This is a genomic window from Micromonospora mirobrigensis (assembly GCF_900091555.1).
Taxonomy (GTDB): domain Bacteria; phylum Actinomycetota; class Actinomycetes; order Mycobacteriales; family Micromonosporaceae; genus Micromonospora; species Micromonospora mirobrigensis.
The window spans coordinates 228,062-241,564 of the sequence record NZ_FMCX01000007.1 but is presented as its reverse complement, the minus strand read 5'-3'; the positions used below and the strand labels follow the sequence as shown (position 1 = coordinate 241,564).

The 13,503-nt window shown below is 73.6% G+C and carries 15 protein-coding genes; 9 read left to right on the top strand and 6 right to left on the bottom strand.

The window, feature by feature from the left end; genetic code table 11:
• Positions 1-136 precede the first annotated feature (136 nt).
• The 3 genes from GA0070564_RS22820 to GA0070564_RS22810 all read left to right on the top strand — a co-directional run bounded on the left by GA0070564_RS22820 (position 137) and on the right by GA0070564_RS22810 (position 2,433).
• Complete coding sequence (locus GA0070564_RS22820) at positions 137-721, top strand: HhH-GPD-type base excision DNA repair protein (RefSeq protein WP_091612832.1); 585 nt, start codon at positions 137-139, stop codon at positions 719-721.
• A 57-nt stretch (positions 722-778) separates the two neighbouring features.
• The gene (locus GA0070564_RS22815; RefSeq protein ID WP_091612372.1) at positions 779-1,975 is read left to right on the top strand and encodes a low temperature requirement protein A; all 1,197 of its coding nucleotides are present in this window, start codon (positions 779-781) and stop codon (positions 1,973-1,975) included.
• A gap of 101 nt (positions 1,976-2,076) precedes the next feature.
• A complete protein-coding gene (locus GA0070564_RS22810) occupies positions 2,077-2,433 on the top strand; it encodes a DUF3099 domain-containing protein (protein WP_091612828.1) in 357 nt (118 codons plus the stop codon).
• A gap of 12 nt (positions 2,434-2,445) precedes the next feature.
• On the opposite strand, the gene GA0070564_RS22805 is transcribed toward GA0070564_RS22810, so the two are convergent.
• Positions 2,446-3,342, bottom strand: a complete 897-nt coding sequence (locus tag GA0070564_RS22805; RefSeq protein ID WP_091612369.1) for a carbohydrate kinase family protein — start codon at positions 3,340-3,342, stop codon at positions 2,446-2,448.
• Positions 3,339-4,271, bottom strand: coding sequence for a pseudouridine-5'-phosphate glycosidase (locus tag GA0070564_RS22800; RefSeq protein ID WP_091612363.1), 933 nt, complete (start codon positions 4,269-4,271; stop codon positions 3,339-3,341). Before GA0070564_RS22800 ends, GA0070564_RS22805 begins: the two co-directional genes overlap by 4 nt.
• Before the next feature lie 93 nt (positions 4,272-4,364).
• On the opposite strand from GA0070564_RS22800, the gene GA0070564_RS22795 reads away from it, so the two are divergent.
• From GA0070564_RS22795 to GA0070564_RS22785, 3 genes are all read left to right on the top strand, one after another.
• On the top strand, positions 4,365-4,589 hold the full coding sequence (locus GA0070564_RS22795; RefSeq protein WP_176730797.1) for a DUF3039 domain-containing protein: 225 nt from the start codon (positions 4,365-4,367) through the stop codon (positions 4,587-4,589).
• A 40-nt stretch (positions 4,590-4,629) separates the two neighbouring features.
• Positions 4,630-5,280 (top strand): trimeric intracellular cation channel family protein, encoded by a 651-nt coding sequence (locus GA0070564_RS22790; protein ID WP_091612353.1) that lies wholly within the window; start codon positions 4,630-4,632, stop codon positions 5,278-5,280.
• A gap of 213 nt (positions 5,281-5,493) precedes the next feature.
• Positions 5,494-7,227 (top strand): DEAD/DEAH box helicase, encoded by a 1,734-nt coding sequence (locus GA0070564_RS22785; RefSeq protein ID WP_091612349.1) that lies wholly within the window; start codon positions 5,494-5,496, stop codon positions 7,225-7,227.
• Between the two features lie 124 nt (positions 7,228-7,351).
• Here GA0070564_RS22785 and GA0070564_RS22780 read toward each other — a convergent pair whose 3' ends face one another.
• Together GA0070564_RS22780 and GA0070564_RS22775 are read right to left on the bottom strand one after the other, a co-directional pair.
• Positions 7,352-7,585: a DUF7455 domain-containing protein gene (locus GA0070564_RS22780; RefSeq protein WP_073835435.1), complete on the bottom strand. Its 234-nt coding sequence runs from the start codon at positions 7,583-7,585 to the stop codon at positions 7,352-7,354.
• 244 nt (positions 7,586-7,829) lie between these two features.
• On the bottom strand, positions 7,830-9,425 hold the full coding sequence (locus tag GA0070564_RS22775; RefSeq protein WP_091612345.1) for an RNA polymerase sigma factor: 1,596 nt from the start codon (positions 9,423-9,425) through the stop codon (positions 7,830-7,832).
• Positions 9,426-9,713: 288 nt separating this feature from the next.
• Here GA0070564_RS22775 and GA0070564_RS22770 point away from each other — a divergent pair, with 288 nt between their 5' ends.
• On the top strand, positions 9,714-10,535 hold the full coding sequence (locus GA0070564_RS22770) for an inositol monophosphatase family protein (RefSeq protein WP_091612341.1): 822 nt from the start codon (positions 9,714-9,716) through the stop codon (positions 10,533-10,535).
• A 34-nt stretch (positions 10,536-10,569) separates the two neighbouring features.
• Here the strand turns inward: GA0070564_RS22770 and GA0070564_RS22765 are convergent, their stop codons facing one another.
• A complete protein-coding gene (locus GA0070564_RS22765) occupies positions 10,570-11,085 on the bottom strand; it encodes a LytR C-terminal domain-containing protein (protein ID WP_176730796.1) in 516 nt (171 codons plus the stop codon).
• Positions 11,086-11,520: 435 nt separating this feature from the next.
• Here GA0070564_RS22765 and GA0070564_RS22760 point away from each other — a divergent pair, with 435 nt between their 5' ends.
• Entirely contained in the window at positions 11,521-11,817 is a 297-nt protein-coding gene (locus GA0070564_RS22760; RefSeq protein WP_007075406.1) for a DUF4193 domain-containing protein, read from the top strand.
• 404 nt (positions 11,818-12,221) lie between these two features.
• Positions 12,222-12,953, top strand: coding sequence for a hypothetical protein (locus GA0070564_RS22755; protein ID WP_091612824.1), 732 nt, complete (start codon positions 12,222-12,224; stop codon positions 12,951-12,953).
• A 9-nt stretch (positions 12,954-12,962) separates the two neighbouring features.
• On the opposite strand, the gene GA0070564_RS22750 is transcribed toward GA0070564_RS22755, so the two are convergent.
• Positions 12,963-13,451: a DUF3093 domain-containing protein gene (locus GA0070564_RS22750; RefSeq protein ID WP_091612332.1), complete on the bottom strand. Its 489-nt coding sequence runs from the start codon at positions 13,449-13,451 to the stop codon at positions 12,963-12,965.
• Positions 13,452-13,503 lie beyond the last annotated feature (52 nt).

Sequence of the window (13,503 nt, the reverse complement as noted above, 5' to 3'; positions counted from 1 at the left end):
CGGCCCGGGTCGGCGCCGCCTCGGGCGGCCCCGGTCGACCGCCTCGGCAGGGAAGTTAGCACAGCCTAACCTCACTTCGAAAGCCGCGGCGGGCGTCCGGGGAGTCGCCCCGGACCGGCCCGTGCCGCCGGGCAGGATGGACGGCATGACGCTCTCGCTGCCCATCGACCCCGAGGCCAACCGGCTGCTGGAGCGCAGCCCGCTGGCCCTGCTCACCGGCATGCTTCTTGATCAACAAATCCCGATGGAGAAGGCGTTCTCCTCGCCGTACGTGCTCGGTCAGCGGCTGGGCCACGACCCGGACGCCCGCGAGCTGGCCGGGTACGACCCGGAGGCGCTGGTCGAGGTCTTCGCCCGGCCGCCCGCGCTGCACCGCTTCCCCAAGGCGATGGCGGCCCGGGTGCAGGAGATGTGCCGGGTGCTGGTCGACCGGTACGACGGCGACGCCGCCGCCCTCTGGGCGGACGTGCCCGACGGACGGGAGCTGCTGCGCCGGGTCGGCGAGCTGCCCGGCTTCGGCAGGCAGAAGGCGCAGATCTTCGTCGCCCTGCTCGGCAAGCGCTACGACGTACGTCCCGACGGCTGGCGGGAGGCCGCCGGCGCGTACGGCGACCCGGACGCGCACCGGTCGGTGGCCGACATCACCGACGCCGACTCGCTGCGCCGGGTCCGCGAGTTCAAGCAGGCCGCCAAGGCCGAGGCGAAGGCCGCGAAGGGTTGACGCAACCGGCCCGTACGCCCGGTCGTTGACACCCCCGACGGCGGCGACGGGTGGGTGATGACGGACCAGCGGGGGGCGGCGCTGCTGCGCGGCGGGATCAGCTCGCCCCGGGCCACCTTCCTGGAGCTCTTCTTCGACCTGGTCTTCGTCTTCGCGCTGACCCGGGTCTCGCAGCGGCTGATCGACGACGTCTCGGCCCACGGGCCGGACCTGCTCCGCGAGCTGGCCGAGACGGTGCTGCTCTTCCTCGCGCTCTGGATGGTCTGGTCGCTGACCGCCTGGGTGACCAGCCGGTACGAGCCGGAGAGCAGCGCCATCCAGTTCGTCGTGGTCGCCTCGATGTTCGCCAGCCTGGTGATGGCGGTCGCCATGCCCCGGGCGTTCGCCGAGCGGGCGGTGACCTTCGCGGTGGCCTACCTGGCGGTGCAGGTGGGCCGCCCGCTCCTGCTCACCCTGGCCCTGCGCCGGCACCCGCGCCGCAGCGTCACCGCGCGGATCCTGCTCTGGTCCGCGGTCGCCGCGGTGCCCTGGCTGGTCGGCGCCCTGGTGCCGGTGACGCGGCCGGTGCTCTGGACGCTCGCCCTGGCCCTGGACTACGCGGGCCTGGCGCTCGGCTGGCCGCTGCCCGGTCTCGGGTCGGCGCGGGCCGCCGGCTGGGCGGTGATGGGGGAGCACCTGGCCGAGCGCTACCAGCAGTTCTTCCTGATCGCGCTCGGCGAGACGATCCTGGTGACCGGGCTGACCTTCAGCGGCGGCGACTTCTCGTCCACCCAGGCGGCCGCCTTCACGGTGTCGTTCGTCACCACCGCCCTGCTCTGGCGGATCTACTTCCACCGGGCCGGGCACGTGCTGGCCGAGGCGCTGCGGGCGTCGGAGCGGCCGGGGCTGCTCGGCGAGTCGGCGAGCTGGACGCACCTGGTGATCGTCGCCGGGGTGCTGCTCACCGGCGTCGGCTACGAGCTGGTGATCGCCCACCCGTGGGGGCGTACCGCGCCGAGCTGGACGATCTTCGTGCTCGGCGGGCCGGCGCTGTTCCTGGCCGCCCGGGCCCGCTTCGAGTACGAGATCTTCGGCCGGGTCTCCCGCAGCCGGGTGGCCGGGGTGCTGCTGCTGGTGGCGCTGGTACCGGTGGGGCTGCGGCTGCCACCGACCGTGGTGCTGGTCCTCGCCGCCGTGGTGCTCGCCGCGATCGCCGCCGGGGACGGGCTGCGCGCCCGGGGACGTCCGCTCGAACAGCCGGCGTCCCCGCTGTAGTCGGTGTCACCCCGGTATCGGGCAGATCGGATGGGTCGATTCTCGCCGATCAACGGTGCCGAGTGACAGGATGAAGCGTAATCCCCTCGAGGAGGTCCGTGGTGAAGCATCAGGCGTACCAGCCGATCCTGATCACCGACGCCTCACGCAGCCAGGACGACCAGCTCAACAGCCGGCAGAAGCGCTACGTGCTGATGATGGGCATCCGGGTGGCCTGCCTGGTGGTCGGCGCGATCCTGGTCGGCGTGCGACCGCCGCTGCTCTGGCTCTGGCTCTCGCTGTGCGGCCTGGGCATGGTGCTCATCCCCTGGCTGGCCGTGCTGCTGGCGAACGACCGTCCGCCCAAGGAGGAGCACCGGCTGGCCGGCAGGTTCCAGCCCCGCGGGCGGGACACCGCCCCGCCGATGAGCCTCACCACCCAGGAACGCCCGCACAAGGTGATCGACGCCGAGCCCTGACCGGGCCGCACGTCACGGCGCCGGTCGGGCCCCGACCGCGCTGACCGCCATCGCGCCCAGGTCGCCGGCCCGGTCCAGCGCCGCCCGCGGGTCCGCCCCGGCGAGCCACGCGGTGAGCAGCCCGGCCGCGAAGGCGTCCCCGGCGCCGGTGACGTCGACCACCGCGACCCGCCGGGCCGGCGCCTGGACCAGCCGGCCGGAGCGGTCCAGCCAGAGCGCCCCGGCGGCGCCCCGCTTCACCACCACCGTCCGGGCCGTCGCCGACAACGCCCGCGCCTGCGCCGCCGGGTCCAGCCCGCCGGCCAGCACCGTCGCCTCGTCCGTGTTGACCAGCAGCAGGTCGACGTCGCGTACCCAGGTCAGGAAGGCCGCGCCCGCGCGCCGCAGCGGCGCCGCGGACGCCGCGTCGACGCTGGTGGTGAGCCCCCGCACGCGGGCCGCGGCCAACGCCCGCAGGCCGGCGCCGCGCGACCCGGCGTCCAACAGGGTGTACGCGGACAGGTGCAGGTGGGCGGCGTCAGGCGCCTCGGCCAGGGCCCGCTCCACGTGCGCGCCCTCCAGCCGCAGGTTCGCGCCCCGCTGGCTGGCCATGGTCCGCTCACCGTCGGTGGTCAGCACGATCACCGTGCCGGTCGGATAACCCTCCTGCCGTTGCACGACGCAGTCGACGCCGGCCTGCGCCAGCTCGGCGACCCGCTCCCGGCCGGCCTCGTCGTCACCGACCGCGCCGACCAGGGTCACCGGGGCGCCCTGCGCGGCGATCCAGGCGGCCGTGTTGGCCGCCTGCCCGCCGCCGCTGAACCGGATCCGCGCCGCCGTGTCCGAGCCGGCGACCAGCGGCCCGGAGAGCACGGCGACCACGTCGGTGATCACGTCACCGACGACGACGATCCGCGACCCGCGGCTCATGCCGCCACGGCCCGGCGGCGGGCCGTGGCGACCGCGACCCGGGCGGCCAGGTCGGCGTTGCGCAGGATGATCCGGACGTTCACCGCCAGGCTCGCGCCCTCGGTGGCGGAGTGGAAGTGGGCCAGCAGGAACGGGGTCACCGCCTTGCCGGTCACCCCGTCGCGTTCCAGCCGGGCCAGCCCCTCGGCCAGGGTGCGGTCGTGCAGCGCCGGGTCGAGCTGCTCGTCGACCGGGAGCGGGTTGGCCACGATCAGCCCACCGTCGTGCACGCCCTGCTGCTCGCGGGCGGCCAGCACGTCCGCCACCTGCTCCGGGGAGTCGACCGACCAGTCCAGGTCGAAGCCGGCGTCGGTCAGGTAGAAACCGGGGAACCGCCGGGTGCGGTAGCCCAGCACCGCGACGCCGAGGGTCTCCAGCCGCTCCAGGGTGGCGCCCACGTCGAGGATCGACTTCACCCCGGCGCAGACCACCGCGATCGGCGTGCGGGCCAGGGTGACCAGGTCGGCGGACTCGTCGAAGGTCTGCGCGGCCTCCCGGTGCACCCCGCCGAGGCCGCCGGTGGCGAAGACGCCGATCCCGGCGGCGGCGGCCACCGCGCTGGTCGCGGCCACGGTGGTGGCGCCGTCCGCGCCGGTCGCCGCGGCCACCGCGAGATCGCGTACGGAGAGCTTCGCCACCCCGTCGGCGGTGGCCAGCCGGGTCAGCTCTTCGTCGTCCAGGCCGACCACCAGCCGGCCGGCCACCATGCCGATGGTGGCCGGGACCGCGCCGGCGGCGCGTACCGCCTGCTCGATCTCGCGGGCCACCCGAAGGTTGTCCGGCCGGGGCAGGCCGTGCGAGACGATGGTGCTCTCCAGGGCGACGACGGGCCGGCCGTCGCGCAGGGCGGCGGCCACCTCGGCGCCGTGACTGATGTGAAAGTTGGTCACCTCCGTTACCGTACGGCCCGCCGCGCGGTACGGCCTGCGGTGGACCCCGGTCTGCGGGCCTGTCAGACTGGAACGTTGTCGGAGCGTGGAGGTGTGACTGTGAGCACAGAGGTTCTCGAGCGTCCCGAGGTGAAGGACGCCGACACCGGTCCGGAGATGTTCCACTACGTCCGCAAGGACAAGATCGCCGAGAGCGCCGTCATGGGCACCTTCGTCGAGGCGCTCTGCGGGGAGAAGTTCCCGGTGACCAAGGCCGCCAAGCCGGGTTCCCCGGTCTGCCCCAAGTGCAAGGAGATCTACGACTCCTGGGCCGGCTGATCCGTACGCGGCCCGATCGGCCGCCCCGTACCCTGCGGCCGTGAACACCTCCACCGCCCTGCTCCTCGCCGATCTCACCGGGGTGGCCGTCTTCGCCGCCTCCGGGGCCTCCGCGGCGGTGGCCAAACGGCTCGACATCTTCGGCGTCGTCTTCGTCGGTGTGGTCGCCGCGCTCGGCGGCGGCATCTTCCGCGACCTGGTGATCGACGAGGTGCCCCCGCTGGCCTTCGGTGACTGGCGGTACGCGGTCACCGCCGCCACCGTCGCCGCCGCGGTCTTCTGGCTGCACCCCCAGCTCGCCCGGTTGCGCACCACCGTGCTGGTGCTCGACGCGGCCGGTCTCGGGCTGTTCACCGTGACCGGCACGCTCAAGGCCCTCGACGCGCACGTGCCCGCGGTGGGCGCCTGCATGATCGGCATGCTCACCGCGATCGGCGGCGGGCTGGGCCGCGACCTGCTCACCGGGGAGATCCCGGTGGTCCTGCGGCGGGAGATCTACGCGGTGGCCGCGCTCGCCGGTTCGATCGCGGTGGCACTGCTGAACCTCATCGGTCTGGCCAACGCCGCCTGGCTCACCGCCGCCGCGGTGCTGGTCTTCGCCCTGCGGCTGGTGGCGTTGCGGCGGCGCTGGTCCGCCCCGGTGCCGGCGATGCGCCCGCCCCGCACCGGCGTACGCGGCCCGCAGGGCTGACCGTCCGGCCCGGCCACCGCACCCGGGTCCGGTCGGGGGTCGGGCGGGGGTGGCGGATGTGACGGGCGTGGCGTCGGGTGGGGCGGCGGGGCCCGGCTGGTTATGCTGAGTCGGCCTTCGCGGCAGCTTCTGCGCGGAGGCGTTTTCATGGGCGGCGGTACCCGTGGCCCTCGGCCGGGGTCCGCCTTCGTGCGGTCGGAGAGGAGCCTTCGCGTGGCAGCCCGGACGCCGGCGCTCGAGACGTTTCCGGCTCTACGCGCCTGGCAGCGCAAGGCGCTGGTGGAATACCTGCGCCGCCGGACCGATGACTTCACCGCGGTCGCCACGCCCGGCGCCGGCAAGACCACCTTCGCCCTGCGGATCGCCGCCGAGCTGCTCGCCGACGGCACCGTCGAGGCGGTCACCGTGGTCGCCCCGACCGAGCACCTGAAGACCCAGTGGGCCCAGGCGGCCGCCCGGGTCGGCGTCCAGCTCGACTCGGCGTTCCGCAACGCCGACCTGCACTCCTCCGCCGACTTCCACGGCGCGGTGGTCACCTACGCCCAGGTCGGAATGGCGCCGCAGGTGCACCGCCGGCGCACCATGACCCGGCGCACGCTGGTCATCCTCGACGAGATCCACCACGCCGGCGACTCCCGCACCTGGGGCGACGGGGTCAAGGCCGCCTTCGAGCCCGCCGTACGCCGGCTGATGCTCACCGGCACGCCGTTCCGCTCCGACGACAACCCGATCCCGTTCGTCAGCTACGAGCGGGGCGGGGACGGGCTGCTGCGCTCCCGGGCCGACTCCGTCTACGGCTACTCCGACGCGCTGCGTGACGGCGTGGTCCGGCCGGTGCTCTTCCTGGCGTACTCGGGGGAGACCCGGTGGCGGACCAACGCCGGCGACGAGCTGGCCGCCCGGCTGGGTGAGCCGATGACCCAGGACCTCGTCGCGCAGGCCTGGCGTACCGCGCTGGACCCGGCCGGCGACTGGATGCCGCAGGTGCTCCGCGCCGCCGACGCCCGGCTCACCGTGCTGCGCGAGAACGGGATGCCGGACGCCGGTGGCCTGGTCATCGCCACCGACCAGCAGGTCGCCCGCGCGTACGCGAAGCTGATCGAGCAGCTCACCGGCGAGAAGGCCGCGGTGGTGCTCTCCGACGACCAGGGCGCGTCCGCGCGGATCGCGACGTTCGCGGCCTCCGAGCAGCGCTGGCTGGTCGCGGTCCGGATGGTCTCCGAGGGTGTCGACATCCCCCGACTGGCCGTGGGCGTGTACGCGACCAGCGCCAGCACCCCGCTCTACTTCGCCCAGGCGATCGGCCGCTTCGTCCGGGCCCGCCGGCCAGGGGAGACCGCCTCGGTCTTCCTGCCCAGCGTGCCGCACCTGCTCGGGCTGGCCAGCGAGATGGAGGCCGAGCGGGACCACGTGCTCGGCAAGCCGAAGGACCGCGAGGGTTTCGACGACGACCTGCTGGAACGCGCCCAGCGCGACGACCAGGCCAGCGGGGAGCTGGAGAAGCGCTTCGCGGCGCTCTCCGCCACCGCCGAGCTGGACCAGGTGATCTTCGACGGGGCGTCCTTCGGCACGGCCGCCCAGGCCGGTACGCCCGAGGAGGAGGAATACCTCGGCCTGCCCGGTCTGCTCACCGCCGACCAGGTCTCGCTGCTGCTCACCAAGCGCCAGGCCGAGCAGCTGGCCGCCCAGCGCCGCCGGACGGCCGCCCAGCCCGCCCAGACGGCCCCTGCGGCTTCCGCGGCGCCGCCCGCACCGATGAGCGCCGCCCAGCGTCGGGTGGCCCTCAGGCGTCAGCTGAACGCGTTGGTGGCCGCCCGACACCACCGCACCGGCCAGCCGCACGGCAAGATCCACGCGGAGTTGCGGCGGTTGTGCGGGGGGCCGCCCAGCGCCCAGGCCACCATCGAACAGCTCGAGGAACGCATCGCCACCGTCCAGACCCTCTGAGCGGACATTTCGCGCAGCCTCACGCCGGCCACGGGGCGGCAGCGGCGGCGGGCACGAAAAAGCCGACCGGAGGGCCCTGGTGGGCGCCTCCGGTCGGCTCTGTCGTCGGTTGCGGTTTATGAATTCAGTTCGCCATCAGATCGGCGCCACGCCAGCTGAACTCCGGGTCCGTCGCGTACCGCACGGTGATCTTCACGAGATCCTCCGCGTACTTGTTCGCGTGGTGCCCGCAGAACACCAGTTCGCTTCCACCAGCCAGAGTGATCCGGAGCTTGCCGGCAGCATTGCAGCGGTCGCACCGTTCATCGGCGGCCGGGGGGCTCACCGTCTCGGGCGGCGGCGTGAGGGTCGGGGTCATCGCCTTCCTCCTCTGGTCGTCACCGATGAACAATCTCTTCGGTCGTTGCTCACCTATCCTGCAACACCCACGAGGGGTGCTGCCTTCCCTGAGTGCCCGCGGGGGACCGAGGTCACACATGGCAGGCACAGTGTGCCGTGAACCAAGGGTGCCACGCCAACGATCACAATCGTGCAACCGGCCGGTCACCATGCGGTGTTGCACACCACGTGATCAAAGCGACACGACCGGTTGACGAAATCGATCAGTCCAGGTAGTCGCGGAGTACCTGGGAACGGGACGGGTGGCGCAGCTTCGACATCGTCTTGGACTCGATCTGCCGGATCCGCTCCCGGGTCACCCCGTACACCTGGCCGATCTCGTCCAGGGTGCGCGGCTGGCCGTCGGTCAGGCCGAACCGCAGCCGGACCACCCCCGCCTCCCGCTCGGAGAGGGTCTGCAACACCTGCTGGAGCTGGTCCTGCAGCAGCGAGAAGGAGACGGCGTCGACCGCGACGACGGCCTCGGAGTCCTCGATGAAGTCGCCGAGCTGGCTGTCGCCCTCGTCGCCGATGGTCTGGTCCAGCGAGATGGGCTCCCGGGCGTACTGCTGGATCTCCAGCACCTTCTCCGGTGTGATGTCCATCTCCTTGGCCAGCTCCTCCGGCGTGGGCTCGCGGCCCAGGTCCTGGAGCAGCTCGCGCTGGATGCGACCGAGCTTGTTGATCACCTCGACCATGTGCACCGGAATGCGGATGGTGCGGGCCTGGTCGGCCATGGCGCGGGTGATGGCCTGCCGGATCCACCAGGTGGCGTACGTGGAGAACTTGTAGCCCTTGGTGTAGTCGAACTTCTCGACCGCGCGGATCAGGCCCAGGTTGCCCTCCTGGATCAGGTCCAGGAACGCCATGCCGCGGCCGGTGTACCGCTTGGCCAGCGAGACCACGAGTCGGAGGTTGGCCTCCAGCAGGTGGTTCTTGGCCCGCTCACCGTCGCGGGAGATCCAGCCGAGGTCCCGCTGCATCTCGCGGGTGAGCTTCTCCTCGCCCTCCTCGGCGGCGCGCAGCCGCTCGGCGGCGTAGAGGCCGGCCTCGATCCGCTTGGCGAGCTCGACCTCCTGCTCGGCGTTGAGCAGCGGCACCTTGCCGATCTGCTTGAGGTAGGCCCGGACGGAGTCCGCGGAGGCGGTCAGCTCGGCGTCGCGACGCGCCTGCTTGAGCGCCTCGGACTCCTCGTCGTCCCACTCGAAGTCGTTGTCGGTGGCCGAGGCGGCGGCGTCGGTCGCGGCGGCTCGGGCCAGCTCGGCCGGCTCCTCGACCACCACGTCCTCGATCTCGGCGGCCAGCTCCTCCGGGTCGATGTCGCCCTCGGCGCCCTCGCCCTTGGCGGTCTTCGTCCCGGCGGCCTTGGCCGCCACGGTCGCCTTGGTGGCCCGGGTGGCCTTCGTCGCCTTGGCCGGAACGGCGGCCTTCGCGGCCACCTCGGCCGTGGTGGCCGCGGCCTTGCGCGGGGCCGCCTTGCGGACCGCCGGAGTCGTCTCCTCGGCGGAGGGCGCCTGCTTCGGGGCCGGCGCCGCGGCCTTCTTGGTGGTCTTCGCGGTGGTGGCCCGGGACGCCGGAGTGGCGGAGCGCGCCGCGGCGACCCGACGGCGGGTGCTCGCCGAGCCGTCCACGACCACGGTGACGCCCGCTTCCGAGAGCGCCCGCAGGATCTTCTTTGCCTGGGCCGGAGTCACCTCGGCGGACTCGACGGTGCGCGCGAGCTGAGCCGACGTCAGCTGCCCGCCCGCGCTCTGCGCGTGGGCGATCAGGGTGTCGGTGAGCGAGCGAACGTCGGCGCCGTTCTGGCGGGGTTCTGTCACGAATGACCTTCCGGAGGCGAAGAGCGGGCACGGCCGGGTCGTCCGGCGCAGAGCGGGGCGCCGCGCCGGACGATGTGGTTGAGGAACCCCCGTGTCCCGGGCCGGCCGGTCGTTGGCGGTCCGTGGCGCGTGGGCAGGGGTGAATTGTAACGCCGTCTGCGGCGATCATCCTGCGCCGCACGGCGTACCGGCGGTTGGGACCGCCGATTCGGCGCAGATGTGGACTTTGTAAGGATGATACTCGCGCGCGGCGGGGGAGGTCCCACTCGTGCGGGAAGGGGACGAACCATGAGCCGTTCGGCGCCGTCGTCGGAGGAACTGCTGCGGATCGCCGTGGAGGTGGCCCGGGAGGCCGCGGCCACCGCGTACCGGATGCGGGCCGAGGGGGTCTCGGTGGCCGCCACGAAGAGCACGGCCACCGACGTGGTCACCGCCGCCGACCGGGCGGTGGAGCGGCAGGTCCTCGACGCGCTGCGCCGGCTGCGCCCCGACGACGCGGTGCTCGGCGAGGAGTACGGCGAGGGCGACGCCGGCCCGGCCGGCGCCGACGGCGTGCGCTGGATCGTCGACCCGATCGACGGCACCGTCAACTACCTGTACGGGCTGCCCAACAGCGCCGTCTCGCTGGCCGCGGAGGTCGCCGGCACGGTGGTCGCCGGGGTGGTCCGCAACATCACCACCGGCGAGGAGTGGACCGCCACGCGGGGCGGCGGCGCCCACCGGGACGGCGTCCGCCTGCGCGGCTCCACCGAGATCGATCTGGGGCAGGCCCTGGTCGCCACCGGGTTCGGCTACGCCGCGCAGCGGCGGGCGCACCAGGCCCGGGTGCTGGGCGGGCTGATCGAACACGTCCGGGACATCCGCCGGTTCGGGGCGGCCGCCATCGATCTCTGCCTGGCCGCCGAGGGGCGGGTCGACGCGTACTACGAGAAGGGGCTCGCCGCCTGGGACCTGGCCGCCGGTGGGCTGGTCGCCACCGAGGCGGGGCTGCGGGTGGCCGGCCTCGGCGGTCGGGCGGCCGGGCCGGACCTGGTGCTGGCGGCGCCGCCGGCCCTGTTCGGGCCGCTGCACGAGCGCCTCGCCGACCTGGACGCCTCCGGCGGCCCCTGACAGCGGCCGGGGCCGGCGAGGGCCCGGGAACGGGTTACTTGTCGGCGGGCATCGGGCAGGTGCCGGCGGGCAGGTCCGGGGTGCCCAGGTCGCCCAGGGCCTGGTTCACCTCGGTGGTGGTGGCCAGTTGCTGGAACCCGCTGCCCAGGATCACGTCGACCGTGTCGTCCTTGCGCTTCATGTCCAACTTCGGGGTCACGTTGTCCAGGAAGTACGCCCGCAGCAGCTGCGCGGAGCCGACCCCCTTGGGCCCGTACCGCAGCACCGCCACGTCGTCGAGGCGCTGCTTGGCGTTGTCGACCTTCTTGACCTGGAACTTGCGGTTGCGGAAGTCGTCGGCGACGTCGGCGGCCCGACCGGGCTGGTTGGTCGCGTTGTAGACGTTGATCCTGACGTCCTTCTGCTCGCGCAGTCGCAGGTCCGCCAGGGGCCAGCCGTCCGGACAGCTCTGGGCGCTGACGGCGTTGCCCTGCGAGTCCCGGACCACGGCCACGACCACGACGACCAGGGCGATGACCGCCAGCAGGCCGACGACAACGAGTGCTCGCACTCGCGCAAAGCTCATCTGGGGGCTCCCGGGCGATGGGTGGGTGGCGGCGGGCGTCGGCGGTCGGGCCGCCCCGCCGGCCGTCGAGTACGCCGCTGAGGTTAACGGGTGTCCGGCCGTCGCGTGGAAACAGCCGGACATGCCGGCGCGCCATCCGGGAACCAGGTACTACTACCCCTATCTTCGTGTCGCCTGAGTCACATTGGGAACAACTTCCGGCGCAGGGGCGTACATCTCTGCCGCAAGGGCGGTATACATGCCTCGCCCGAGGGGGCGGTAAGGTACCGCGCTCGCCGGAGGCGTTTCTCTGGCGGCCCTGGTCCGGCCGGCAACCGGGTCGGGAGACCGACACAACTGGTGGCCGGCCAGCGGAACCGAAACAGTGTCGTCCGGCGTTACAACCGGAAGCGACCATATCGATATGGGAGAGTGAAACCGATGGCCACCGACTACGACGCCCCGCGTCGCGACGAGGTCGACCTCGGCGAGGACAGCTTGGAAGAGCTCAAGGCCCGGCGGGTCGACTCACAGTCGGGCGCCGTGGACGTCGACGAGGCCGAGGTTGCCGAGAGCTTCGAGCTGCCCGGTGCCGACCTGGCCGACGAGGAGCTCACGGTCAAGGTGCTACCGATGCAGCAGGACGAGTTCCGGTGTGCGCGCTGCTTCCTGGTGCACCACCGTAGCCAGCTGGCGGTCGAGCGCAACGGCGAGCTGATCTGCCGAGAGTGCGTCTGATCACGACGCAAGTCACGAGCGGCGGCCTCCGGGACGGGGCCGCCGCTGTTCGGACCCACCGGCGCCGACGGCGGTGGACGGCCTGACGCGGATCAGGTGGTTTCCGCGTCGCCGGAACCGGGGAGTTCGAACGCCATGAGCGGACCGATGACCGTGTCCGGCGCGCCCCGGGCGTACGCCGGCACCGGACGGAACGGGGTGGCGGCGTGAAGTGGCGCAGCGGACGGGACGACGCGACCGCCGGTCCGGACCGGGACGGCGCCGATCCCGCGACCCACCGTGCCGCCGAGGGGCGACCGGCGAGCGACAACGCCGCCGCGAACCCGCCCCACACCCCGACCGGCCGCCCCGACTCGGCCGGCCACGACACCCCGACCGGCCCCGACACCCCGGCCGGCCGCGAGCTGGCCGCCCGGGAGGAGCTGGGGGAGACCGTCGCGGCGCTGACCGCCGACGACCTCGCCCCGGCCCGCCGCCGCCAGCTGCTCACCCGGCTGGTCGGGCAGGCCCGCGCCCGCGGCGTCGCCGACCTGTTCAAGCCGAAGGCCGCGCTGCGCTGGATCACCGACACCGTCGCCGACGTGGCCCCGCACGTGCCGGTCCGCGACCTGGCCACCCTGCGCCAGCACTTCCCCGGCCTGGACGACGAGGAACTGGCCGAGCGGCTCATCCGCAACGCCGCCCGGGCCACCGCCGGGGTGGGCGCGGCCGGTGGCGGCGTGGCCGCCGTCGAGTGGGTGGCCACCCCGACCCTGCTCTCCGCGCCGGTGCTGCTGGCCGCCGAGACCGTCGTGGTGGTGGCGATCGAGCTGAAGCTGATCGGCGAGCTGCACGAGATCTACCGGGTGCCGATACCCGCCGCGGGTGCCCAGCGCGCGGTCGCCCTGGTCCAGTCCTGGGCCGGTCAGCGGGGGATCAACCCGATGACGCCCGGGGTCGGGGTCAGCGCGGTGCTCGGCACCGCCGCGCGCAAGGAGCTGCGGGACAGCCTGCTCAAGCGCTTCGGTCGCAACCTGACCACCCTGGGGCCGTTCCTGACCGGCGCCGCCGTGGCCGGCTACCTCAACCGCCGCTCCACCCTGGCGCTGGCCGGCCAGCTCCGCGGCGACCTGCGCCGCCGGCGCCCGAAGCGCTGAGCCCGCCGGTCAGGCCGGGCCGCGGGCCCGCAGGACCGCCTCGGCCAGCGCGACCGGGTGACGGGAGCTGACCACCCAGAACGGGGTGGGGTCGGCCGGGTCGTCGAGCACCACCTGCACGGCGCCGCCGATCCACGGCCGCTGCACCACGAAGGCGAGCGGGTCGGCCCCGACGCCCAGCACCTCCCGACGGCCGGCCGCGTCCAACGGGACGACGTCGGCGACGAAGCGCACCGGCAGCCGGGCGTCGTCGACCAGCAGCTCGCCGTCGCGTACCGCCACCCGGATCCGGCCCAGCCACCACAGGCCCGCGGCGGTCGCCGGCAGCAGCACCGCGAACGGCAGCCAGGCGCGTACGCCCGCGCCGCCCAGCCACACCTCGGTGGCGAGCAGCGCGGCGACGGCCAGCCCGGCCAGCGCGTACCACCAGGGCAGCCGGAGCTTCTCGGAGTATTGGACGGCCGCGTTGGCGGGCGCCGGCGACGGGGACACGCTCACGGTTCGAGGGTACGGCGCACGGCGGCCCGTCGATTCGGCAGGATGTCAGGGG